The organism is Variovorax sp. dw_308 (assembly GCF_019207085.1).
Taxonomy (GTDB): Bacteria; Pseudomonadota; Gammaproteobacteria; order Burkholderiales; family Burkholderiaceae_C; genus Variovorax.
In genome coordinates, this window is the sequence record NZ_JAATOM010000014.1 from 69,181 (window position 1) to 93,166 (window position 23,986).

23 protein-coding genes are annotated in these 23,986 nt (G+C 66.0%); 14 read left to right on the plus strand and 9 right to left on the minus strand.

The window, feature by feature from the left end:
* Window positions 1–6 precede the first annotated feature (6 nt).
* The 5 genes from tmk to HCU76_RS23965 all read left to right on the plus strand — a co-directional run bounded on the left by tmk (window position 7) and on the right by HCU76_RS23965 (window position 3,634).
* Entirely contained in the window at window positions 7–642 is a 636-nt protein-coding gene (tmk, locus tag HCU76_RS23945; RefSeq protein ID WP_213955823.1) for a dTMP kinase, read from the plus strand.
* Window positions 639–1,643, plus strand: coding sequence for a DNA polymerase III subunit delta' (locus tag HCU76_RS23950; RefSeq protein ID WP_218510771.1), 1,005 nt, complete (start codon window positions 639–641; stop codon window positions 1,641–1,643). The genes tmk and HCU76_RS23950 overlap by 4 nt, the downstream gene beginning before the upstream one ends.
* A complete protein-coding gene (locus tag HCU76_RS23955) occupies window positions 1,640–2,014 on the plus strand; it encodes a PilZ domain-containing protein (protein WP_213955825.1) in 375 nt (124 codons plus the stop codon). The genes HCU76_RS23950 and HCU76_RS23955 overlap by 4 nt, the downstream gene beginning before the upstream one ends.
* Window positions 2,015–2,156: 142 nt before the next feature.
* Window positions 2,157–2,963: a TatD family hydrolase gene (locus tag HCU76_RS23960; RefSeq protein WP_218510772.1), complete on the plus strand. Its 807-nt coding sequence runs from the start codon at window positions 2,157–2,159 to the stop codon at window positions 2,961–2,963.
* Window positions 2,960–3,634, plus strand: coding sequence for an ankyrin repeat domain-containing protein (locus HCU76_RS23965; protein WP_218510773.1), 675 nt, complete (start codon window positions 2,960–2,962; stop codon window positions 3,632–3,634). The genes HCU76_RS23960 and HCU76_RS23965 overlap by 4 nt, the downstream gene beginning before the upstream one ends.
* Before the next feature lie 108 nt (window positions 3,635–3,742).
* Here the strand turns inward: HCU76_RS23965 and HCU76_RS23970 are convergent, their stop codons facing one another.
* Window positions 3,743–4,912, minus strand: a complete 1,170-nt coding sequence (locus HCU76_RS23970; protein ID WP_218510774.1) for a lipocalin family protein — start codon at window positions 4,910–4,912, stop codon at window positions 3,743–3,745.
* Window positions 4,913–4,991: 79 nt separating this feature from the next.
* Window positions 4,992–6,308, minus strand: coding sequence for an MFS transporter (locus HCU76_RS23975; RefSeq protein WP_218510775.1), 1,317 nt, complete (start codon window positions 6,306–6,308; stop codon window positions 4,992–4,994).
* Window positions 6,309–6,642: 334 nt separating this feature from the next.
* Here HCU76_RS23975 and HCU76_RS23980 point away from each other — a divergent pair, with 334 nt between their 5' ends.
* Together HCU76_RS23980 and HCU76_RS23985 are read left to right on the plus strand one after the other, a co-directional pair.
* Window positions 6,643–7,884: a D-alanyl-D-alanine carboxypeptidase family protein gene (locus HCU76_RS23980; RefSeq protein WP_218510776.1), complete on the plus strand. Its 1,242-nt coding sequence runs from the start codon at window positions 6,643–6,645 to the stop codon at window positions 7,882–7,884.
* Window positions 7,885–8,262: 378 nt separating this feature from the next.
* On the plus strand, window positions 8,263–8,985 hold the full coding sequence (locus tag HCU76_RS23985) for an SDR family oxidoreductase (protein WP_218510777.1): 723 nt from the start codon (window positions 8,263–8,265) through the stop codon (window positions 8,983–8,985).
* Here the strand turns inward: HCU76_RS23985 and HCU76_RS23990 are convergent.
* From HCU76_RS23990 to HCU76_RS24000, 3 genes are all read right to left on the minus strand, one after another.
* Entirely contained in the window at window positions 8,963–10,951 is a 1,989-nt protein-coding gene (locus tag HCU76_RS23990) for an ATP-binding protein (protein WP_218510778.1), read from the minus strand. The two genes, HCU76_RS23985 and HCU76_RS23990, sit on opposite strands and share 23 nt — an antisense overlap.
* A 91-nt stretch (window positions 10,952–11,042) precedes the next feature.
* Window positions 11,043–11,387, minus strand: coding sequence for a response regulator (locus HCU76_RS23995; protein WP_345944690.1), 345 nt, complete (start codon window positions 11,385–11,387; stop codon window positions 11,043–11,045).
* Window positions 11,388–11,616: 229 nt separating this feature from the next.
* A complete protein-coding gene (locus tag HCU76_RS24000) occupies window positions 11,617–12,411 on the minus strand; it encodes a hypothetical protein (RefSeq protein ID WP_213955833.1) in 795 nt (264 codons plus the stop codon).
* A 118-nt stretch (window positions 12,412–12,529) separates the two neighbouring features.
* Between HCU76_RS24000 and HCU76_RS24005 the strand changes: the two genes are divergently transcribed.
* From HCU76_RS24005 to HCU76_RS24015, 3 genes are all read left to right on the plus strand, one after another.
* On the plus strand, window positions 12,530–13,873 hold the full coding sequence (locus HCU76_RS24005; protein WP_218510779.1) for an epoxide hydrolase family protein: 1,344 nt from the start codon (window positions 12,530–12,532) through the stop codon (window positions 13,871–13,873).
* A gap of 98 nt (window positions 13,874–13,971) precedes the next feature.
* Window positions 13,972–14,391: a hypothetical protein gene (locus tag HCU76_RS24010; protein ID WP_213955835.1), complete on the plus strand. Its 420-nt coding sequence runs from the start codon at window positions 13,972–13,974 to the stop codon at window positions 14,389–14,391.
* A gap of 12 nt (window positions 14,392–14,403) precedes the next feature.
* Window positions 14,404–15,954 carry a phospholipase D family protein gene (locus HCU76_RS24015; protein WP_371319892.1) on the plus strand — a complete coding sequence of 517 codons (1,551 nt, stop codon included), beginning with the start codon at window positions 14,404–14,406 and terminating at the stop codon, window positions 15,952–15,954.
* On the opposite strand, the gene HCU76_RS24020 is transcribed toward HCU76_RS24015, so the two are convergent.
* A complete protein-coding gene (locus HCU76_RS24020; protein WP_218510780.1) occupies window positions 15,909–17,357 on the minus strand; it encodes an MFS transporter in 1,449 nt (482 codons plus the stop codon). The two genes, HCU76_RS24015 and HCU76_RS24020, sit on opposite strands and share 46 nt — an antisense overlap.
* Window positions 17,358–17,603: 246 nt before the next feature.
* On the opposite strand from HCU76_RS24020, the gene HCU76_RS24025 reads away from it, so the two are divergent.
* Complete coding sequence (locus HCU76_RS24025) at window positions 17,604–18,026, plus strand: response regulator transcription factor (RefSeq protein ID WP_218510781.1); 423 nt, start codon at window positions 17,604–17,606, stop codon at window positions 18,024–18,026.
* A gap of 22 nt (window positions 18,027–18,048) precedes the next feature.
* Here the strand turns inward: HCU76_RS24025 and HCU76_RS24030 are convergent, their stop codons facing one another.
* Window positions 18,049–19,650, minus strand: coding sequence for an MASE4 domain-containing protein (locus HCU76_RS24030; RefSeq protein WP_213955838.1), 1,602 nt, complete (start codon window positions 19,648–19,650; stop codon window positions 18,049–18,051).
* A 156-nt stretch (window positions 19,651–19,806) separates the two neighbouring features.
* Here HCU76_RS24030 and HCU76_RS24035 point away from each other — a divergent pair, with 156 nt between their 5' ends.
* The 3 genes from HCU76_RS24035 to HCU76_RS24045 are packed head-to-tail and all read left to right on the plus strand — an operon-like array spanning window position 19,807 to window position 22,026.
* Window positions 19,807–20,979 (plus strand): ATP-binding protein, encoded by a 1,173-nt coding sequence (locus HCU76_RS24035; protein ID WP_218510782.1) that lies wholly within the window; start codon window positions 19,807–19,809, stop codon window positions 20,977–20,979.
* Window positions 20,976–21,350 carry a response regulator transcription factor gene (locus tag HCU76_RS24040; protein ID WP_218510783.1) on the plus strand — a complete coding sequence of 125 codons (375 nt, stop codon included), beginning with the start codon at window positions 20,976–20,978 and terminating at the stop codon, window positions 21,348–21,350. The genes HCU76_RS24035 and HCU76_RS24040 overlap by 4 nt, the downstream gene beginning before the upstream one ends.
* Window positions 21,351–21,396: 46 nt before the next feature.
* Window positions 21,397–22,026 carry a response regulator transcription factor gene (locus HCU76_RS24045; RefSeq protein WP_256354396.1) on the plus strand — a complete coding sequence of 210 codons (630 nt, stop codon included), beginning with the start codon at window positions 21,397–21,399 and terminating at the stop codon, window positions 22,024–22,026.
* A 46-nt stretch (window positions 22,027–22,072) separates the two neighbouring features.
* Here the strand turns inward: HCU76_RS24045 and HCU76_RS24050 are convergent, their stop codons facing one another.
* Both HCU76_RS24050 and HCU76_RS24055 read right to left on the minus strand, forming a co-directional pair.
* Complete coding sequence (locus HCU76_RS24050; protein WP_218510785.1) at window positions 22,073–23,011, minus strand: alpha/beta fold hydrolase; 939 nt, start codon at window positions 23,009–23,011, stop codon at window positions 22,073–22,075.
* Between the two features lie 48 nt (window positions 23,012–23,059).
* The gene (locus HCU76_RS24055) at window positions 23,060–23,833 is read right to left on the minus strand and encodes an NADPH-dependent FMN reductase (protein WP_218510786.1); all 774 of its coding nucleotides are present in this window, start codon (window positions 23,831–23,833) and stop codon (window positions 23,060–23,062) included.
* Between the last annotated feature and the right edge of the window lie 153 nt (window positions 23,834–23,986).

Consider the following 23,986-nt stretch of genomic DNA (forward strand, 5'->3'; position numbering starts at 1 on the left):
GTTTCAATGAGCACCGGGCTTTTTCTCTCGCTGGAAGGCATCGACGGCGCCGGCAAGTCGAGCCATATCGACGCGCTGGAAGCCCTGTTTCGCGCCCAGGGCCGCGCAGTGACCCGAACGCGGGAGCCGGGCGGCACGCCCCTTGGCGAAACGCTGCGCACGCTGGTGCTCAACGAGCCGATGGATACGCTTAGCGAGTCGCTGCTGGTGTTTGCGGCCCGGCGCGAGCACGTCTTGCAGGTCATCTTGCCGGCCTTGAAGCGCGGCGACGTGGTCCTTTGCGACCGCTTCACCGACGCCACCTTCGCCTACCAGGGCGCGGGCCGCGGCTTCGAACTGGGCGTGCTCGCCATGCTGGAACGCTGGGTCCAGGCCGATCCGGCGCATGCGGATGGGCTGCTGCAACCCGGACTCACGCTGTGGTTCGACCTGCCGCCCGAGATCGCGGCCGAGCGCTTGGCGGGCGCTCGGCTGCCGGACAAGTTCGAGGCCCAGCCGGTCGAATTCTTCCGACGCGTCGCCCAAGGCTACGCCGACAGGGCGGCGGGCGCGTCGCGTTTCGCGCGCATCGACGCCGACTGTTCGCGCGAACAGGTCTGGCAGCAGATCGAGTCGACATTGCAGGCGCGGGGACTGGCATGAGCACTTTGTTGCCCTGGCTGCACGCCCCGCTCGCCGAACTGCTGCGCCAGCGCGGCCACGCGTGGCTGCTGCAAGGCCCGTCCGGGCTCGGCCAATACGAACTCGGCCTGGCCCTTGCCAGCACCTGGCTGTGCGAAGAGCCTTCCGCGCAGGGCGCTTGCGGCCACTGCGGCAGTTGCCATGCCATCGAGGTCCGCACGCATGCGGACCTGTGCGTGCTCATGCCCGAGGTCGCGATGATGGAGCTGGGCTGGCCGCTCGACGAGAAGTCGCAGGCCGACATCGACGACAAGAAGCGCAAGCCCAGCAAGGAGATCCGCGTCGAGGCCATGCGCGACGCGGTCGGCTTTGCGCAGCGCACCAGCGCGCGCGGGCGCGGGAAGGTGGTGCTGGTGTATCCGGCCGAGCGCATGAACGCGATCACGGCCAATGCGCTACTCAAGACCCTGGAAGAGCCGGTCGGCGATGTGCGTTTCGTGCTGGCCAGCGAAGCGGCCTGGCAATTGCTGCCCACCATCCGCAGCCGCTGCATCGGCTACACCTTGCCCTGGCCGGCATCCGGGCAGGCGCAAGACTGGCTGGTGGCGCAAGGCGTTCCCGCAGCCGACGCCGGGGGGTTGCTGCGCGCGGCCGGCGGCAGGCCCAGCGACGCGCTGCGCCAGGCGCGCAACGGTGGCTCGCCGAAAGCGTGGTCCCTGTTGCCCAAGGCCATGGCCAAGGGCGATGTCGCCGCCTTGTCCGGCCAGACGCCGAGCCAGGCCATCGATGCTCTGCAGAAGCTCTGCCACGACTTGATGGCGGTGGGGCAGGGGGCCGCGCCACGCTTCTTCGACCCGGCGGACCTGCCGAAGCCGCCCTCCAGCCGCGCGCTGGCGCGCTGGTCGAAGTCGCTTGCGGCCGCGGCGCGCACCGCCGAGCATCCCTTCAATGCGGGACTCATGCTGGAGGCGCTTGTAAGCGAAGCCCGAAGCACCCTACACTCGGCCCCACCTCGCCCATGAACATCACCACCGCCCTCCCAGCCGCCAATACGCCCCGGCCCAGCGTGATCCAGTTGGCCATCAAGGAAAAGGGTGCGCTGTACGCGGCCTACATCCCGTTGTTCGCCGAAGGCGGCATCTTCATTCCCACCGCGCGCGAGTACCGGCTCGGCGACGATGTCTATGTGCTGCTGACGCTGCCCGAGGATCCGCAGCGCTACCCGGTCGCGGGCAAGGTAGCCTGGATCACCCCGGCGCGCGCCGCAGGCAATCGTGCACCTGGCGTTGGCATCCGCTTTCCCTCGGACGACAAGTCCCGTCAGCTCAAGGCCCGCATCGAGGAGGCGCTCGGCGGCACGATGGGCTCGGACCGGCCGACGCAGACTATCTGAGGCTCGCCCCCAGGTCGCCGCGCTGCGGCTCTCCTTCCCGACCGGGGGCAATACCAGCGGCCCGGCGAAGCCGGTTCCGCGGTATCTCACGAACTGACAGCCCGGCGCAAGGGAGGCGTCGGCGGGTTGGCGACAATAGGGGATGTTCACCGACTCCCATTGCCACCTCACCTTTCCCGAGTTGATCGACGACATGCCGCGGATTCGCGCGGCCATGCAGGCGGCGCAGGTCGACCGGGCGCTGTGCATCTGCACCCGCCTGGAGGAATTCGATGCCGTCCAGTCGCTGGCAGCGCGCTACGACAACTTCTGGGCCAGCGTCGGCGTGCACCCCGACGAAGAAGACATCCGGGAGCCCACCTTCGACGATCTCGTGCGGCTTGCCGCGCTGCCCAAGGTGGTGGCCATCGGCGAAACCGGCCTCGACTACTACCAGATGGAAGAGCGCAAGGGCGGCCGCAGCGTGGCCGACATGGAATGGCAGCGCGACCGTTTCCGGGTCCACATCCGCGCGGCGCAGCAAACCCGCAAGCCGCTGATCATCCACACCCGCGAAGCCTCGGCCGACACACTGGCCATCCTGCGGGAAGAGGGCGAGACCGGCACCGGCAACGCTGCTGGCGGCGTGTTCCACTGCTTCACCGAGACGACCGAAGTGGCGCGCGCCGCGCTCGACCTGGGCTTCTACATCTCGTTCTCGGGCATCCTCACCTTCAAGAAAGCCCAGGACCTGCGCGACGTGGCGGCATTCGTGCCGATGGACCGCATGCTCATCGAGACCGACAGCCCCTACCTGGCGCCGGTTCCGTACCGCGGCAAGACCAATAATCCTTCCTACGTGCCGTATGTGGCGCAGCAGATTGCCCAGGTGCGACAGATGCCGGTCGAGGTGGTGGCAGAGGCCACGAGTCGCAATTTCGAAACCCTTTTCAGCGCGATCAAGACATGAAGTATTTTCTGAGGAAGTTCAGCTATCTATTTGTTTTTGCAATCATTTCCTGCGCAAGCAGTGCTGGTTCGTACGACGATTTCTTCCGCGCCGTGCGCAGTGACAACGCGAGTGGCGTGCGCAGCCTGATCGAGCGCGGCTTCGATCCCAACACGCGCGACGAGAAGAACCAGACCGGCCTGCTCATCGCCCTGCGCGAGCCTTCGCCCCGGGTCGTGCAAGTGCTCGTCGATTCGCCGAAGACCGACGTCGATGCGGTCAACGGGAGCGGCGAAAGCCCCTTGATGATGGCCTGCCTCAAGGGCCAGCAGGACATCGTGGCAAAGCTTCTCGCGCGCGACGCCGCGGTCAACAAGACGGGCTGGACGCCGCTGCACTATGCCGCCACCAGCGGGCAGATCTCGATCATGAAGCTGCTGCTCGACAAGTTCGCCTTCATCGACGCGCAATCGCCCAATGGCACCACGCCGCTGATGATGGCCGCGATGTACGGCTCCAGCGATGCCGTCAAGCTGCTGCTGGAAGAGGGCGCCGACACGGCGATGAAGAACGAGCAGGGCATGACCGCCGTCGATTTCGCCAAGCGCGCGCACCGGGAGAGCGACGCTGCGATGATCGCCGCGGCTGCGCAGAAGAAGCCTCAGGCGCTGCCCAAGGAAGGCAAGTGGTAGGACGAGCGCGTCGCTCGTCCACGCCTGCAAATCTCCCCGTGTGAGTGCAAGGCGCAGGGCGCAGCCCCAGCGTGGCGCTGGCTCGCCACAGGCCCGTGAACTGTGGCCTTACTTGCGGCCCGGCGCGGCGGCCAGGCGGTCGTAGCCGCTCAATTCCATGAAGCCTTGGCCCTCGAGACTGCCGGTGACTTTCACCGGGCCTTCCCAGTAGATGTTCGCAGTCGTCTGGTGCGCGTCGAACTCGCTGTTCTCGACGAAAGGCTTGATGTCGTAGGTGCCGGAAGGCAGCTTGACCTTCCACTCCACGACATAGTTGATCTTCGTATCCGGGCTCGTCCATCTGCCGATGGGCGTCAGTTCGATCTCCCCGGCTTTGAGCGGAACGGCGCCCTTGGCGGCGGTCGAGACGGTGCCGGAGGTCAGCACCTTGTGGCCATCGGAATCGAAGAGGTCATAGAGCATCACGTCCGAGCCGTCGGCCAGGTGCAGGGCGAACCAGTTCCAGCCAAAGCTCAGGACATCGAAATCGCCCCACTGGTGGTCGAACCAGACGTCGCCGCTCACCGGGATCTGGCGTCCGGCAACCTGGATCTCGCCTTGCGCCGCCATCCGGGGCCTCGAGTAGTAGTAGCTGATGCCGCTCTTGCCAAAGTCGAGCAGTCCCGGCGTGGCCGAATCGGCTGCCTTGTGCGCGACCACCGGGCCCGCGTCGTTCAACTTGAGGGCCAGCGAGACGCCTTCGAACTCGGCCTGCACGACGTGCGCGCTGCCATCGGCCGCGACTTGCCATCCGTCCTGCCGAAAGTCGAATCCGCTGGCGGTGCTCTTGGCGGGCAGGCCGCCGGTGCGGCTTTGCCCGGAAAAGCGCCGGCCGGTCTGCAGGTCGGTCAGCGCCACGTGCATGACGGTGTGCTTGACCAGCCCATTGGCGACGAAGACGGCAACATGGAACGCGTAGCGATTACCGGTCTTCGCATCGAGGATGCCGTTGTAGTACCACCATTCCATGCCGGACGCGTGCGGTGCGTCATCGGCGGGGAGGTTCAGCGGGGGCAGGGCGGCGGTGCGTTCGATCGGTTTGCCAGGCGCGTCGGCCGATGCGAGCGATGGCGCCGTGGCCGGCTCACGGTCGGACATCTGGACGAAGTACAGGCCGACCGCCAGCACCACCACGACCGCGAGCAGCGGCGGCACATAGGCGCGCCATCCCTTGCGGCGAGAAGAACCGCGCTGGCGATAGCGCCCGTAGTAGCCCTTGCCCTTGTCGTCGGTCTTCATCAATGGCACCCGCGGGTGAAAAAATTGAAGGCCCGAGCCTAGCAGGCCCGGACCGCCGAACACAGATGCCGCAGCCGGTCTACCTGATGCCGTAGCGCGGCGCCACCCGCAACGCCACAAGGCTGATCAGCACGCCCAGCAGCATGTAGAACGCGGGCGAGATCTTGCTGCCCGTGGCGGTGATGAGCCAGGCGCTGATGAACGGCGCAAAGCCGCCGAAAATGGCCACGCCCAGGCTGTAGCTCACCGAAAGGCCGGTGCCGCGCATTCCCGACGGGAACAATTCGGCCATCGTGGCTGCCATCGGGCCCCAGTAGGCCGTGGCCACCAGGCCGATCGCGGTCAGCGCGATCATCAGCGTGGTCACCGAGGGATACGAGACCAGCATGTAGAACAGCGGAACGATCATCACCCCCATGATGAGCGCCGCGGTGCGCATGATCGCCAGGCGCCCGATGCGATCGGACAAGGCGCCGTAGAACGGCACCAGCGCCAGTTGCAGGATGCCCAGCCAGATCGTGCCCACGAAGGACATCGCGGGCGGCAGGCCCAGTTGCTTGACCGCGAAGGTCGGCATGAACAGGCCCGTGTACGAGATGATGGTTGCCAGGATGATCAACCCCATCGACGTGAGCGTGCGGCCGCGCTGGTCGAGCAGGGCGGTGCGCACCGGCGGAGCCTTGGCGGCGGCGTTCTTGTCGAACTCCTCGCCTTCCTCCAGGTGCCGGCGGATGTAGAGGCCGACCGGCCCGAGCAACAGGCCGAAGAAGAACGGGATTCTCCAGCCCCAGGCAAGCAGCTGCTCGGGGGTCAGCAGACTGTTGAGCGCCATGCCGAACGCGGCGCCGAGAAAGGTCGTGATGCCCTGACTCGCAAACTGCCAGCTGGCAAAAAAGCCGCGTCGCTTGGGATCCTGCTCAGCCAGCAGCGCCGTGGCGCTGCCGAACTCGCCGCCTGCCGCAAAGCCCTGCAGCAGCCGCGCGACGATGATGAGCACCGGCGCCCAGATGCCGATGCTGGAGAAAGTCGGCGCCACGGCGATCAGGAGCGTGCCGCCCAGCATGAGTGCCATCGACAACGTGAGCGCGGCCTTGCGGCCGGCAGAGTCGGCATAGGCGCCGAGGACGATCGAACCCACCGGGCGCATGAAGAAGGTGACGCCGAAAGTGCCGAGCGCGATCAAGAGCGACACGTTCTCGTTGTCCGCGGGGAAAAACAGCTTCGAGATGGTCACGGCCAGGAAGCCGTAGATCACGATCTCGAACCATTCCAGCGCATTGCCGATGGAAATGGCCGTGATGACCTTGACGGTGCCCGGTTTCGAGGCCGTGGATCTGGTGGATGTCTTGTGGTTGCCCACGGTCCGCGACGCGGCCGCGCTGTTAGGCGTGCTCATTGGATATGCCTCCCGTAAATTCTTGTGGTGTGAAATGGAAGTTTCGCACGGCGAGCGGGACGATCGAATACGGAAGTGCGTAGCCCGGTCAACGTGGCGACAGATGGCCCTGCGGCGTGTCGTGTGCGGGCCGAGGGCCCTTGCTGAGCGTTGGCGCATGGGACTGCCCGGCGCGGCGCCTTCCCCATGGCGACAAAATACAATGTATATTATGTTAAATAAAGGTTGCGTTGGTTGAGGCTGTGCTGTCCTTGCCGCCGTTGCTGCCCTAGCCCTGCGCGCTTTCTGCCTCGATCAGATCGGCCACAATTCCGGTTTCGCCTCCCGAACTCCCATGCAGCGCAATACTTCTTCCCTCCTTCCGATCGTCTTCGCGATTGCCACGACCGCGTTCGCTCCCAATTCAATCTCCTTCGCGGCCACGCACGCCGCCAAGGCCGCAACGCCCAAGAAACCCACTGTCGCCGCGCCCGCGCCTGCGCCAGTCGCTGGCCAGACGGCTGTCGACAGCGGGCCGCCGACGCTCCCCGCCAAGGCATGGCTCCTGATGGACTTCGACTCTGGCCAGGTGCTCGCCTCGGCCAATCCTGATGAACCGCTGCCGCCAGCGTCCCTGACCAAGATGATGACCAGCTTCCTGGTCGAACAGGCGCTTCGCTCGGGCAAGCTGAAGAAGGACGACCTGGTGTCGGTCAGCCAGAACGCCTGGTGCCGCGGTTCGAGCACCGAATCGTGCATGTACCTGCCGCTCAACAGCCAGGCCACGGTGATTGACATCCTGCGCGGCATCATCGTCCAGTCGGGCAATGACGCGTCCAAGGCGATCGCCGAGCACATGGCGGGCTCTGAGGAAGGCTTCGCCAAGCTCATGAACGCCGAAGCCCAGCGCCTCGGTATGACGCACACGCATTTCGTCAACGCGACCGGCCTGCCCGACCCGGACCACAAGTCGTCTGCGGGCGACCTCGCGATCCTGGCGCGCGCGATCATCCGCGACAGCTCCGACTACTACCCGATCTACGCGGAGCGCGAGTTCACATACAACAAGATCAAGCAGGGAAATCGCAATGCCCTGCTCTACACCGACCCCACGGTGGACGGCCTGAAGACCGGCCACACGCAGGAGGCGGGCTACTGCCTCGTCACCTCGTCCAAGCGTAACGGAATGCGCCTGATCACGGTGATCCTCAACACCGACAGCGCGCAGGCGCGTGCCAACGAGACGCGCCAGTTGCTCGGCTGGGGCTTCGGCAACTTCGAGAAGGCCACGCCCATTCAACCCGACGCGGTCGTCACGACGGCCAAGGTCAGCTTCGGGAAGGCCGATACGGTTGCGGCGGGCGTGGGTTCGACTTGGGCTCTGACGGTGCCGCGGGGCCAGAAAGTGAGCACGTCGGTCCAGATCAAGCCAGACCTGGAGGCGCCGGTGGCCAAGGGCGCGGTGATCGGCAAGGTGGTCGCGGAGTCGAACGGCAAGCCGGTGGGTGAAGCGCCGCTCGTTGCGCAGGCCGATGTGGAGCGCTCCGGCTTCTTCCTGCGCATGTGGCAGCACATTCTCAAGTGGTTTGGCAAGTGAAGCAGGCATGACGGCTGGACGCAGGCCCGTCACGCCGGAACTTGATCGTTGAGGCAACCGGAGCGCGGGACCAGACAAGATCGCGCGGGCAACCGCCCTGGCGACGCCACTCAATTGGGGCGCTTGTGAAAACGCGCCGGACGCTCTGAAGATCGGGTCGAGCAGGACGCCACCGGGTGACCTGCTCGACGGACAAGGTGTCCACCATACGCGCGGGTCACTATTGGACGATGGCGTCGTCATCGATGGCGGCTGGGCAGGCAATGTTGTGTGTCCCGATGGCCCTTGCACACACTGGCATACACAGTCCTCGTACACGCGGGCGGGTCCGACCTACAAACGGTTGCTCATCCACCACGACATCCAGGAACACAGCACATGAACACCCGCCATTCAGTCGCACTCGTCACTGGTGCCAACCGGGGGCTTGGCCTGGCTTTTGCCCATGAACTGCTGGCACGTGGCGCTGCCAAGGTGTACGCCGGCGTACGCGACATCGGCAGCATCGATGCCAGCAACCCTGCGATCGTGCCAGTGCAACTCGACGTCACCAACGCGATGTCGGTCGCGGCTGCCGCGGCGCGCTGTGCCGACATCACGCTGCTCATCAACAACGCGGGCATTGCGCGGGTCTTGCCGAGCCTGCTCGACCCCGACTGGATCGGCAGTTCGCAAGAGATCATGGAGACCAACTTCTACGGGATCGTCAGAACCACGCAGGCCTTCGCGCCCGTGCTTTCAGCCAACGGCAACGGTGCGATCGTCAACGTGCTGTCCGACACGACGTGGTTCGCACGCCCGATGCTGTCGGCGTATGCCGCCTCCAAATCGGCCGCCTGGAGCTTCACCAACGCCTCGCGCATCGAGCTGCGTGAGCACGGCATCCATGTGCTCGGCATGCATGTCGGCTTCCTGGACACCGACATGACCAAGGGCTACGAGCTGAAGAAGACAAACCCGCGCGAGGCTGCGTCGTACACGCTCGGCGAATTGGAACGCGGTGCGCATGAAGCCCTCGTCGACGAAAACACACGTCAAGTTCAGGGCAGCCTTTCATCGGGCAACGCCGCCTACTACCTCAATGTGCCGGCATTGGCATGAGCCTCCTTGCGGCAGGCACGCGGAATGAGAACGTCGCACCGGCCCCTTCGTTCTGCGTTGCCCACAGCCTCCCCTCGTGTCGCTCGATGATCGAACGACTCACTGACAAGCCAATGCCCATGCCCTTCGCCTTGGTGGTATAGAACGCCTCAAACAGCCGGTGCATGGACTGCGAGTCGAGTCCGGTGCCCACGTCACAGACATCGAGCCGCGCGGCATCGTCGCCCTCCCCGACGGTGCGGATCAGCAGATGCCGCGGCCGGTCGTCGAGTTCGCTCATGGCATCGGCGGCGTTCAGCAGCAGGTTCAGGATCACCTGCTGCAGTTGCACCCTGTCGCCGGAGACTTGCGCAAGGTCGGTGCCGAGTTCGGCGCGAACGATGACCCGCTGGCGCTGCATCTCGCTGCGTGAGAGCGCAAGCACTTCGCGTGTCGCTTCGTTCAGGTCGACTGCTTCCGTCATCGCGGGCTGCCGTGCGAAGAGAGCTCGCAGCCGAGCGATCACGTCCGACGCGCGGTGTCCGTCGCGAATGGTGCGGCGCGCTGTTTCCTGCGCGCCGTCGATATTGGGCGGGTCGCATGCGAGCATGCGAAGACATGTGCCCGCGTTGGTGAGGATGCCGGACAGCGGCTGGTTGACTTCGTGAGCGATCGAAGCAGTCAGTGCGCCGAGGCTCGACACGCGCGCCACATGGGCCAGCTCCGACCGCACCTTGCCCAGCGCCTCCTCGGCCAGCCGCCGCGGTGTCACGTCCTGAATCGCGCCTATGTATTCGAGGCCATCCCGGTCGCGCGTACCGCGGGCGACGAGGTGCAGATGCTTCACGCTGCCGTCAGCCATGCGCAGACGGTATTCATAGTCAAGGTCGGTGCCGGGGCCGCGAGCCACGCCGATCATTTCCTCCAGGAGATGCAGATCATCGGGATCGATCCGCGTCGCGATCATTGCCAGCGTCACGGGCGCAGCCGGATCGAAGTCATAGGTGCGATAAGTCTGTTCCGAATACTCGACCATGTTGGTCGCTACCCGCCACGAGAAGCTTCCGGTCGAACTCAACCGCTGCGCCTCCGCCAACAGCGCTTCGCTGCGGCGTAGCGACGCCGCCTGGGCGTGGCCGCGCTGCGCGAGGTACACCGTCAATGCAAAGATTGGCGCCAGCAACACACCGCCGCCCAGGGCGACCGTGTTGAGCAACGCGAAAGGCGCATGACCGTCCAGCACGAGCGCGCGCCACATCCCTGCGGTAAGCATCGCCACAGCCAATCCAGCGCTGGCGGGCAGCCAGCGCGGAGAACCGGCCGGCCGGCCTTCGGTGCGCCATGCCAACGCAAGCATGCCGGTACCCAGCAAACAAAGGCCCAAGGCCGTGTGAAGCGCAGCAAGCGTGATGCCGCCGAGAAATCCCAGCGCCGCCACGATGCCGAGCGCCGCCACGACCGAGCCGGAGATACCCATGATCATGGCGAACCGGTGCGGCGCCTGCTTCATCGCAATGAGCATCGCGCCCGCGCTGATCGCGAAGCAGGTCGCGGCAAGGGGCGACATGCCACCGCGCCGCACCAGTCCTACGTTGATGTACGAAGGCCCCAGCAGTTCATTGATGCCAGCGTCGACGCGCAGCACGATCTCGGCGATGCGGAGCATGCTCACGGTTGCCACCAGGCCCGCGCAGAGTCCGACAAGCCAGCGCGGTCCCCTGGATGCGAGCGCCAGCAAGCCGATGCCGATCAACATGAAGGAAGCTGCCACGTTGCGCGGCATCGGCGGCCACGAGGGCAGGAGCTGGATCAGCGACGCAGATCCCGACATCCAACCCGTCAGCACCACTGCCCCCAGCAGCACCACCGATGCCGATGCGACACGCGCCAGGCGCAGAGACCAGCAGGCGGCAGCGAAACGGGTTGTCACGACAGGGATCCTTTCAGGATTTCTTGCCCGCGGCGCCCAGCGCCGCCGAAGATTCATGGTTGCGTGTGGCCACGTGTCCCTGTGTGCGTGCCCGATTGGATGCCTTTGACTATCGAGCGTCAATTGCTGGACCGATGCGCGAACAGGGTCAGCCAGTGCGCAGTGCGGCGTGCAGCGCCTCGATCAGCGCGGTCTCGCTGAAAGGCTTGAACAGGCACTCCACCGCACCTTGGCCGAGTACGCGCGCTCGCATGGCACAGTCGCGCTCGGCGGTAATGAAGACGATCGGAATACGCGGCTCGTGGCTGTTCAAGATCTGCTGCAGCTCGAGGCCGGACATGCCGGGCATTGCGACGTCCAGCAGCACGCAGCGCGTGTACGGGATGCTGTCCGATGCCAGGAACGCCTCGGCCGAGGCGAAGGCTTCGGCTGTGAAGCCGAACTCCCTGAGCAGGTCCGGCAGCGATTCGCGGACGGACTCGTCGTCGTCCACGACCGATACCAGCGAACGTGGTGGCATCACGGTGATTCTCCCGGAGTTGCTCGAACGCGGTTCACGGCGACCTGTTGCGCGCCCCCGCGAGTTCACCGGCACAGGCTGGAATCGTGAATGAATAAGTAGCGCTCGGCGCCGCATTCTGCGACGCCCATGAACGGCCCTGTTGAGGCTACGCTCCTGCACGCCCCCGGTAAGGAATACCTTGGTATCGGTGCGGCCCGACTCACTCGACCACGGCGTTGGCGATACGGATCAACACGGCGGAGGCACCGAAGATGTCCGGCTCGGGAACACGCGGAACCACGCGCCGCAGTGTGGGTATCACGATGCCGTCGTAGTCGATGTGGTCGAAGCAGTAGTGCGATGCCACGCCGCCAGCGACGTCAGTCACGTAGTCAACCCGCTGGAGCAGGCCCTTGGCATTGAAGTAGAAGATCTGCTCGCGGCAATGAGTGTGGATCCCGGGCGGGTAACTCACCTTCAGGCGGCGCCACGTCTGACCGCTTTCCCGGTGCGGCGACAGCTCTTCGGTCTGGAAGCCCGGTTGGGCAAAGAGAAACGGTGTGCCGAGGTAGTTCCAGAACGCGTAGGCGGTGAAGTAGAGCCGCTGCAATTGCGTCCATGGCGTCATCAGCTTGTGTCCCTCGAAGCTCTCGCGCGGCGCCTTGAGTTCCTCGATGCACTTGCCGGCCCGGTCTTCGATCCATACGCGATCGGCCGCGAAACGGCCACGCAGGTCGGAGCGCGCGTAGGGTGCCATGACCACCGCCTGGTTTCTCGTATCGATCGACATGAGGATGTCCGTCATACCGTCCGGCAGGCCCTTGATGGCGAAGAGAAAGCCCGTGACGCTGAGCTGGAGGTGGATGCGCTCCACCATCTTCCAGCGAGTCATGCCGCCGTGGCCCTCGATCGCAAGTTCGAGCAGGTCGTTCATGATTCGTTTCCTTGGTTGAGTGCGGGACTTCACTGCATCAGAGCTCTGCACCGATAGCCATTGGACGATGGTGTCGGGCATACCTTGGTGCCGCCGACACCATCGTCCAATGGGCTCGCGACGAGGCCTCTGATTTGATTCGCTTGCGTCTGAATGGATGCGCAACTGCCGAATCACTCACTCCAGAAGGAAAGCCATCATGTCCCTCTCCCTTGCGGTGCCACCCACGCGGCGCACCTTCTTTGCGACAACAGCCGCAGCCGGTGCTGCCGGCTTCGGATTGCTGGGCAGTGGCGGCGTCCTGGCCAAGCCAGGCTCGGCGGCCGCCGAGTCATCTGCAGACGAGGCCTTCCCCGTGCAACGCACGCCCACGGGCGACAAATCGATCCGCCCCTTCCGCATCCAGGTGCCCGAGGCGGTGCTTGCCGACCTGCGTCGCCGCGTGCGCGCCACGCGCTGGCCTGACCGCGAGACCGTCACCGACCTGTCGCAGGGCGTGCCGCTGCAAAGGCTCCAGCCGCTCGTGCAGTACTGGGGCACCGGCTACGACTGGCGCAAGGCGGAGAAGAAGCTCAACGCCCTGCCGCAGTTCGTGACCGAGATCGACGGGCTCGACATCCAGTTCGTGCATGTGCGGTCTCGACATCCCAACGCGATGCCGCTCGTGATGACGCACGGCTGGCCCGGCTCGATCATGGAACTGCTGAAGGTCATCGGCCCGCTGACGGACCCCACGGCCCACGGCGGCCGTGCGGAAGACGCGTTCGACCTGGTGTTGCCGTCGATGCCGGGCTATGGCTTTTCCGGCAAGCCACGCGGCACCGGCTGGAACGCCGACCGCATCGCGACAGCGTGGGACGTCCTGATGAAGCGCCTGGGCTACAAGCGCTATGTGTCGCAGGGCGGCGACTGGGGCTCGGTCGTGGCCGACAAGATGGCGTTGCAGGCGCCGGAGGGTTTGCTGGGCATCCACGTCAACATGCCCGCGACCGTGCCACCCGACGTCGCAAAGGCCCTCAACAACGGCGAGCCCGCGCCGGCTGGGTTGTCTGCGAAGGAGAAGGCCGCGTTCGACGCGATGAACCATCTGTACCGGAAAGGCGGCGGCTATGCGGCCTTGATGGTGACCCGGCCGCAGACCCTGGGCTATGCCCTGGAAGATTCGCCAGCCGGCCTGGCCGCATTCTTCTACGACAAGTTCACGGAGTGGAGCTACAGCGGCGGCGACGCGGACAAGGCATTCAGCCGCGACGAGATGCTCGACGACATCACGCTCTACTGGGTGACGAAGACCGCCACATCGTCGGCGCAGCTCTGCTGGGAGAACAACGCCAACAACTTCAATGCCGTCAGCATCTCGCTGCCGGCGGCGATCACCGTCTTCCCGGGCGAGATCTATCGGGCGCCACGCAGTTGGGCCGAGAAGAGCTATCACAACCTCGTCTACTTCAACGAAGTGGACAAGGGTGGCCACTTCGCCGCATGGGAGCAGCCGGAACTCTTCAGTGCGGAGGTTCGGGCCGCGTTCCGGCCGTTGCGCTGAGCCTGCTTGTCTCGCGCGCAGCGTGTCGCGACACCTACACCGTTCCCGGCCGGTGCTCATCCGAAGTTCCGGCTCCCCATCCTCTCCCACTCACTTCCATGGAGTTCGACATGAACAATATTGTCTGGGCATCCGCCCTCCTCGCAACCCAGCTCATCGCATCCACTGCGTACGCGCAGACGCAGCCCATCGACAAGGCGGCGGTCCGCGCTGAACGCAAGGCCGAGGGCGCCGAAGCTGCGCGCACCTTCGTGCCCGGTGAAGGCAATCCCAAACCGGAAGCTCACGCCAAGGTGTCGAAGGCAGACCGCGCCGCCGCCCGACAGGCGCGCAGGCCGGAAGGTGCCGAAGCCGCGCGCGAGTTCACGCCTGGCGAAGGTGATCCGAAGCCAGAGGCCAGGGTCAAGCTGTCGGGCGCCGAACGCTCGGCGGGCCGCAAGGCGAGCCGCGCCGAGGTCGCCAATCTGAACAAGGCGGGACAGCTGCCGTCGTTCGGGGACAACTACGGCGCCAAGTGACGGACTGAAGCCGTGGTCCACACGCTGCTGCGGACGTTGCTGTGCTGTGCGTCCGCCGTCGGACTCATGGCCTGCGGCGTGCTTCCCGCGGCGCGGGATCGCCCTGCGGGCGTGTCCGCCGCCGCCGATCCTTCCACCGCACTGGCTGCGGTCGTGGCGGCATCCACGCCCCCGGGCGAGCATTCGGGCTTTCGCCTGCTGCCGCTGGGGGTGTTTTCGCTCGATGCCCGGCTGCAGCTTGCCAGGCGGGCCGAGCGGTCCCTCGTCGTGCAGTACTACCAGCTGGAGAACGATGCCACCGGCAGGCTGCTGGTCGGCGCCCTCATGGAGGCTGCCGCGCGCGGCGTGAAAGTCCGGATCCTCGTCGACGACCTGTACACGGCGAAGAGCGAGCAACTGTTGCTCGCGGTCTCCAGGCTGCCCAACATCGAGGTGCGCCTCTTCAACCCGTTCTGCTGTGGCCGCAGCGGTTTCGTGTCGCGCTTCATCGCATCGCCCGCGGACATCGTGCGGCTCAACCGCCGCATGCACAACAAGCTGTTCATTGCAGATGGCGTGATGGCCGTGGTGGGCGGGCGCAACATCGCCGACGACTATTTCGCCCTCGGCGAAATGCAGAACTTCATCGACCTCGACAGCCTCGTGGTCGGCAAGGCGATCGCCCAGCTGGAGGCGATCTTCGACACCTACTGGAATGCCCGGCAGGTCTGGCCCATCAAGGACATCGTGCAGGGCGACGAGGCATCGATGCGCATGGCCATGGAGATGGCCGCCAAGGCCCCGAAGATCGAACTGCCTTCGGTCGATTTCCTGGGCTACGGCACCGTCGCGGAGGAACTGGACAGCGGACGCATGGGCCTGCTCTGGGGCGAAGCCCGGGTGGTTGCCGATCCACCCACCAAGCCCGCGGCCATGACGGAGGCCGAAGCCTATGAGGGCAGCGTCACCATGAAGGTCTGGTCGATGCTCATGCGCGCGGAGGTCGACGTGCAGATGACCTCGCCCTACCTGGTGCCCGGCGTGCGCGGCATGGCCGCCTTCGCCGACCTCGGCCGGCGCAAGGTGAAGCTGACGCTGCTGACCAACTCGCTCGCCGCCAACGACGAGCCGCTCGTGCACACCGGGTATGTGCGCTACCGCGTCATGCTGCTCGAAGGCGGGGCGGACCTGTACGAGGTCAGCCCTCGGCGGGCCACGTCCCACGAGCGCCTCGGCATGTTCGGCAAGTCGATCGGTCGCCTGCATGCCAAGACCGTCGTCGTCGACAGCCGTCATCTCTTCATCGGATCCATGAACCTCGATCCCCGCTCGGCCACGCAGAATACCGAGATGGGGATTGCGATCGACAGCCCCGAGCTTGCGCGCGAGCTGATGCGGATCAACCGCATCGGCAAGCTCCAGAGCGCGTACCGGCTGCGCCTCTCGAAGGACGACGGCACGCTGGAATGGTTGACGAACGACGGCGACAAGGAAGTCGTGCTCACGCATGAACCGGAGTCGACCTGGCTGCTGCGCTTCTACAACTCGCTGATCGCACCCATCGTTCCGGAAGCGCTGCTGTAGCCGGCGGACCACCAGGCCGCCGCCGCGGCCATCAATGCCGTGAGCGCAAAGAAGGTCGCGACGATGCCGAAGGCATGCATCGCACCGGTGGCACCGGCGCGCCCGGCGGCCTCCGCGCCGCTGAAGTACACCGTGCCGAAGAACGCGACGCCGACGACCCCGGCGATCTGCGCCGTCATGGAGATCAGCCCGCTCATGTCGGAGGCATGTCGTGGCGGCACCGCGGCCGTGACGGCGCGGATGATCGCGGTGAGCCCGACGCCCGTTCCGAACCCACCGAAGCCCAGTGTCACGAAGAGCAGTGCCGCGCTCGACTGCGCCGAGAACATGCTGACGCTGACGGCGCCGTAGGCCGCCGCCAGGATGACGAATCCGAAAGGTGCGGCCTGGGGCAGCATGCGCCGCGGCAGTCGTGACAGGGCCAGCCCTCCCACACCGAAGGCCAGCACCCAGGACACCAACGCGATGCCCGACATCAGCGCGCTCTCCCCCAGTCCCTCCTGAAGGTAGAGGGCCAGCGTGAACAGCAAGGCGAAGTACGTCGACAGCGCCGCGCCGTACGCAGCAAGTCCCCAGCCGATCGTGCGCTGCGCCAGCAGGCTCAGGTTGACCAAGGGGTGCCCGCCGCGGCGTTCGATGCGTCGCTCGACGATGATGAAGGCCACGAAAGGCGCGACGCTCGCGATGAGGCTGAGCCAGGTCCATGCCGGCCAGTGGCGCGTGTGCCCCAGCATCAACGGCAACACGGCCAGCAGCACGGCAAGCGAGAGCGTGCCCATGCCCAGGAGGTCGAGGCGTTGCGGCCGCACTTCGCGATGCACCGGCAGGATCCGCCAGGCCGCCACCATGACAACCGCGCCGATGGGCAGGTTGACCAGGAAGATCGGGCGCCACCCGGAACCGAACAGGTTCGCAGCCACCAGGGCGCCGCCCAGCACCTGCCCGAGCGCGGCGCTGATCGACAGGGCGAGCGCGTAGTAGCCGATCGCCCGCGTACGTGCGGCGCCGGTGAAGTTCAGTTGGATGCCGGTCAGCACCTGCGGCACCAGCAGGGCCGCGCCGATCCCCTGCACGACCCGGGTGCCGATCAGCACGTCCGCGCGCCAGGCCAGGCCACACGCGCCGGAGGCCAGGGTGAACAGGCCCAGGCCCACCATGAACAGGCGCCGGTAGCCGTGGGTCGCGCCGAGGCGCGCACCCGTGACCAGCAGCATGGCGTAGGACAGTGTGTAGGCAGAGATGACCAGCTGCAATTCACTGTCGGATGCGCCCAGTCCCTCGCGGATCGACGGCGTCGCGACATTGACGACCGCGACATCGACGTTCGCGATGAAGACGCCCATCAGCAGCACCGTGAGCACCGATGCCGTGCGGCGCGCATCGGCTCTTTCTTGAAAGTTCATACACTCGCCTTGTTGGAAAATCCACCGGAACACCTCGGCGACTCAGCGGGCCCGCTGGGGGAGTTCCCGCAGGATCCCGGCCATGTGAAAGCGCACGCATCCGTTGCCCAGCATGGCAAGCAAGTGAAGAAGAATGCGTCCCGCAGAAAATCGGGCCAGTGTCATCGCCTTGTCCCAAAGATGCGATCACACCGCATGCATGCCCGTCGAGCCATTGGACGATGGTGTCCCCGACACGAAAGAACCATGAACACAGCGTCCGCCAGTGATGACGACACCGCCCTGCCCCACTTCGCGATCGACGTGCCCGTCATCGCGGTGATCGACGACGACATCTCCGTGCGCGAATCGCTGGAACTGCTGATCCACAGTGCGGGCTGGGAAGCCCAGACCTTCGAGTCGGTCGAGCACTTCCGCACGCGACCTTCGGCGCTCGCACCCGGTTGCCTCGTGCTCGACGTGACGCTGGCCGGCATTGCCGGGCTGGATCTGCAGGCCGTGTTCGCGTGCGAACCGGCCCGCATGCCGGTTCTCTTCATCACCGGCTACGACGAGGTTCCGGCGAGCGTGAGGGCCATGAAGCCCGGGCCGATTGAGTGCCTGACGAAGCCCTTCAGCGGAGACGCACTGTTGCACGCCATCCAGCAGGCCATGAACACGGCCTGTTGAAGTTCCCCGGGCAATGCGCCGCTCAGGCGGCCGCCGGAACGCCCGGACGCAAGGTGAACTGGAAGACGGCCCCGCGTGGGGTGTTCGGGTCGACCCACAAGCGCCCGTGGTGCGCCTCCACGATCGAGCGGCAGATCGAAAGACCCATGCCCATGCCGTCCGGCTTGGTCGTGAACAGCGGGCTGAAGATGCGTTCGACATCCTGCGTGCCGACGCCCGCGCCCGTGTCCGCCACCGACACCTTGATGCCGTCGCCCTCGTAGGGCTCGGAGCTCACTTGCAGGACCCGCGGCTCGTCCCGCGCGCTCATTGAATCGACGGCGTTCATGATGAGGTTCAGCAGCACCTGCTGGAGCTGGATGCGGTCGCCATGCACCTCCGGGAGCGATTTGCCCGGCGCGCTGTGAACCAGTATCTGGTGGCGCTGCAAGTCGCCCACCACCAGCGCCAGGGACTTCCGGATCAGCGCTTCGACATCGAGCCTTGTCCTGTGCCGCACCTCGTTCCTGAAGATCGCGCGAATGCTCTGGAGCACCGCCGCGGCCCGGTGTCCGTCGGCGACGACCCGCCTGAAGGCATCGCCGGCCTTGCCGGCATCCGGTTGCGCCCGATCCAGGAAGCGCAAGCCCGCCTCGGCGCTCGTGATCATGCCGCTCAGGGGCTGCCGCACTTCATGCGCGATCGTTGCCGCGACGGCATCGCCGGTCATGCGCCGCGCCTCGCGCTCGCGGCGCTGGGCGAGCACCGCGGCGAGCAGCTTGGCATAGAGCGTGGTGATCTCGTAGAGCAGGACGATCAGCACCAGGATGCTGGAGAGGAAGCCGAACACGCGGCCCGCATACCAGCCGACGCCGTAGATGATCTGCGCCGGGAAATAGGTCAGCGGCACTTCGAACGCATGCGCGCAGAGCACGACCATCAGCCACAGGTCGAGCATCGAGCGGCGACGCGTCCACAACACCATGATGGCCACGACGCTCAGCAACGAGACGGGTACGCCCACATAAGGCCACTGCGGGCCCAAGCGAACCGAATCGAGCCGCATGCGGGGCAACCACGGTTCGCCGGCCATGCAGATGACGGCCAGGGCGACGACGACGGCCACCGTCAGCGCAACGCTCAGCAGGATTCCGCCGCGCACGGTGCCGCCCCAGAGGCGTTTGTTGCCGTCCGCATCCTTGGTCAGGGCGTAGCCGATGACGAACATCGGAAAGCCGGCATGCCAGGAGAAATAGAGCCACGAGGTGCTTTGCAGCCCGCCCAGCAGCGCGTCGGTGGCGATGGCTCCCGGGAAGGTCAGGAACACCGCGATCACGATCAGCGCCGTGAACAGGTAGCCGCTTGCGATGACGAGGATGGCGCGCGAGCGTACGATCGAGAACTGCGAGAACAGCAGGATCGACGTGATCAGGTCGTTCACGAACATCGCCATCACATAGGCAGGGACAAAGGCCGAGATGCGCCCCAACTGGATTCCGGAAAAGGGCCCCGCAATCACCAGCAGGAAGAACGACAGCAGGGCGAGCACGACCACGCCTGCCAATCGCTTCTGTGCCGGACTGGGCGGCAGGCCCGAGAAAATGAAATCTCCACCCTCGGGCGGGCTGGCGACTTGCTTTGGCATCGTGTCGACCTTCGCAGCAGCGGCTGCGCGCGCGACGATACTCCTTTAGCACTTCGGTGCGGCGCCGTGAGATGCCGACCAACACCAAAGTCTCATGGACGTATGCACCCCGCCAGCGCATCCTTGTGACACGGCGACCGTCACGAAAGGGCCGGAATGGAAAACGGGTACTCCCGCTTCGCAGATGCGCTCCCCGGCCTGGTATGGACTGCGCTTCCCGACGGGCATGTCGATTTCCTCAACCAACGCTGGCATGCGTACACCGGCCAGCGCCACGACGTCGCACTCGGCCACGATTGGACGGCGTCCGTCCACCCCGACGACCTCGCCGAATGGATGCAGCGATGGAGTGCCATGCTGGCGGGCAAGCCATGCGAAATGGACGTGCGCTTGCGCCGGCACGACGGCGTTTTCCGGTGGTTCCAGTTTCGCGCCGCCGCATGGCGCGACGCCGGCGGCGCCATCGTCAAATGGTGCGGCGTGCTCACCGACATCGACCATGCGAAGCGTGCCGAGGAAGCGTTGGGCAAGCTCCGGTCGGAACTGGCGCAGGTCGCCCGTGTCACGAGTCTCGGCGCCTTGACCGCATCGATCGCCCACGAAGTCAACCAGCCCCTGTCGGGCATCATCACCAATGCCAGCACCTGCCTTCGGATGCTCGGCACCGACCCGCCCAACATCGACGGCGCGCGCGAAACCGCACGGCGCACGATCCGCGACGGTCATCGCGCGTCCGACGTCATCACCCGCCTGCGCGCACTCTTCGGCCGGCACAGTCCGCCGGCCGAATGGGTCGACCTGAACGAGGCGACGCGCGAGGTGATGGCGTTGTCGTCAAGCGAACTGCATCGCGAACGCGTGATTCCGAGTTCCGAGCTGGCGGACGACTTGCCTAGCGTGTCGGGCGACCGCGCGCAGTTGCAGCAGGTGATCCTGTACCTGCTGCTGAACGCCCTGGAGGCGATGCGCACCGTGGTCGATCGACCACGGCAACTGATGGTCAAGACCAACCGGGACGAAGGAGATTGCGTGCGATTGACAGTGAAGGATGCGGGGATCGGTATCGATCCGCAGAACATGGAGCGTCTCTTCGACGCGTTCTACACGACCAAGAGCGAGGGCATGGGGATCGGGCTGTCGGTGAGCCGTTCCATCATCGAAAGCCACCAGGGCCGGCTGTGGGCCGCTGCCAATGACGGCCCGGGTGCTTCCTTCGCGTTCTCCATCCCGACTCATCCCGAAAGCGCCGCGCGCTTCCAAGGTTCGGCCGCGATCCGCATGGACATGGCCATGGACGCGCCGCGACAACGCGCGGGGGCCTCGCAATGAAGGTGCTGCCCGCGCTCGTCTCCATCGTCGACGACGACGAATCCGTGCGCGAGTCGCTGCCGGATCTGCTCAAGGAGTTCGGCTATGCGGTCGAGGCCTTTGCGTCGGCGGAAGCCTTCCTTGCGTCCGATTGCATCGGCCGGACGCAGTGCCTGATCCTCGACATCGCGATGCCCGGCATGTCGGGCCCGGAACTCCAGAGGGAACTGAAAGGCCGAGGCCAGTCCGTACCGATCGTCTTCATCACCGCGCACGCGGATGAGGCGATCCGTCCGCTGATGCTCGAGCAAGGCGCCGTGGAATGCCTGTTCAAGCCGTTCAGCGAAAGTGCCCTGCTGGGCGCGCTCCACACCGCCTTGCGGACGCCCTGAAACTTGTTCCAGAAAGCGCATGATCCGTAATCGATGCGTCCATCCCATGACACACACCACGCCTCTTGTCTTCATCGTCGATGACGATGTCTCGGTACGCGAATCACTGGAGTCCCTGATCGCCCACGCGGGCTGGCAGCCGGAGACCTTCGCGTCGGCGCAGGCGTTCCTGGCGCGCGACAGGTCGACATCGCCGTGCTGCCTGATCCTGGACGTCGGCCTGCCGGACCTGAACGGCCTCGACCTTCAGAAACTGATAGGCATCGACCGCGCCGACATGCCGATCATCTTCATCACCGGCTACGGCAGCGTGCCCATGACGGTGCAGGCCATGAAGGCCGGCGCCGTGGAGTTCCTGACCAAGCCCTTCGATGACGGCGTGCTGCTGGCCGCCATCGGCAACGCCATCGAGGGCAGCCGCGCGGCGCTGGCACAGACTGAACGACTGCGATCGCTGCGGGCTGCCCATGCATCACTGAGCCGCCGCGAGCGGGAGGTGATGGAACTCGTGGTCTCCGGCCTCCTGAACAAGCAGGTGGGCGGTGAGCTGGGCATCAGCGAGATCACGGTGAAGGCGCACCGCGGCCGGGTCATGCAGAAGATGAACGCCGGCTCGCTGCCAGACCTCGTGAACATGGCCGCGCGGCTCGGCCTGCGCGCGCCGCAAAGCCACTGAGGCCGCTGAGGCTGCCGAGGCCGCGGACACCGGCCTCGACGTTGCGTCAGTGCGCTGGTGGCCAGCTTCCCACGGCCTCTGCCGGCTGGCTGGCGGACAGGGCCGCCGTCACCGCCCCTGCCGCGGGTGCGACACCCGCTGGCTCTGCCGAATCGAGGAAGCTTCGCGCGTGCGCGAGAAAGCGCTCCGGATACTGGTACTGCGAGCCGTGGCCGGCATCGGGATAGATGATGAGTTGCGCGTTGGGGATCGCCTGCGCGAGGTGCCACGAGTTGATCGTCGGCACCATGATGTCGTTGCTGCCGTTCACCACCAGCGTGGGCTGGCCGATCTGCCGCAGATCTGCGAACAGCACGCCCCTGGCCTGCCCCCAATCCGTCAGCGCGCTGAGTTGCGCAAGCATGGCCTCCTGCGAACTCGGTGGATCGACATCCTCCGTGCGTTGCTGGCGGCGGTCCCAGAACGCGCGCCCGGCCGCCTGGCTTTCCGCCGAGGGCGAGAAGAACAGCAGCAGGAAGTCGTCGATGGTCGGCACGTCATGCGTGGCGGCGGGCCCCACGCGCGCGTCCGATCCGGGCACGCCGCCGCGCGGGCCGGTGCCCGCGAGGATCAGGCGGCGCACCAGCTTCGGGTGGGCGAGCGTGAGCGCCTGGGCAACGAAGCCGCCGATGGAGAAGCCCAGCAGGTCGATCGTCTGGAGGCCCATGGCCGCGACGAAGGTGGCGACGTGCTCCGCCATGGCCTCGAAGGTCTGGGGCGTCTTGCCGCCAGACGCGGCGACGCCCGCGTTGTCGAAGAGGATCACCGGCCTGTCGCGGCCCAGGCCATTCGTCAGCAGTGGATCCCAGTGATCCATGCCGCCCCGGAAGTGCTGGAGGAAGATCAGCGGAACTCCCGTGGTGGCGCCAAACCGGCGGTAGGCAAAGCGGATGCCGCCGGCCTCGATGAACTGCGTGGGGACGTCGACGTGTGTGTGAATGGTCATGGGTTCTCCTGTGGAAAAGAAAAGCGGATGCCTGCGCCGTGGCACCGGCTACCGCAGGTGCAGGCCGAAGAAGTCGGAGGTCCGGCGATTGGCCAGCGCGGTGGCGGCTGCGTCGCTCGCGCCGACGACGCGCGACGCCACAAGGCGAAGGCGATGGGTGAAAGCACGCACGAATCCGGTCCTCGCCGGCCGTGCCGCGCGCGCTGGGGCGACCGGCAGCGGCGAGGCAGCTACGGCCTCGATCCCGCCGTCTCGCGCCATCATCAACGCCCGCGCAGACCGGGCCAAGTCATCCAGCATGGCAGCGGCCGCCAGGTCCAGGTGCGGAAAGTCCTCGAAGGTCTTCCCCTGCTGCCAGATGCCAACAACTTCGCTCCGGCTGACATGGACCGCGCGGGTCACGGGTGCCATCTGCAGTGCGAGCGCCACGTTCCGCAACGGATCACTGTCGGCATCGCCCGCGTGCCTTCCGTAGCCGACGAACGCGATCGGCTTGTCTGCGAATGCGCCGAGTCGCGCTTCCGCGTCTGTCGGAGCACCCGGGCTGCGCTTCGGGTCTTCCTCGGACGCCACGACGATGAAGCCGTCGAGGCGGTCGAGCACGGCCATCCAGCGCTGGGCGACAGAGCCCTCGTCGTGGCGCGACGCAGGCAGCACAGGCGCCCCGAAGAAAGGCAGAGGATGGCGGCCAAGGTCGATGAGTTCGATCCTCATGTCAGACCGCTGCTCGGCCACGCGGTAGATCCAGTGCGCTGGCACCTCGCCAAAGCGTCCGCCCTGGCCAGAAGAGCCCACGATGACGCCGATCAGGGGATTGTTCATTCGGACCCTTCAGAAAAATGGGAGCTCGATCCGCGGGGCAAGGCCTCGGCGACGGGTCGAGCAGCTCGCCCGACATGGAACCGATCAAACCAGAGCCGTTGCGCCCGATCCATTGGACGTTGGTGTCGCCTACACCTTCGTATCACGCGCCCG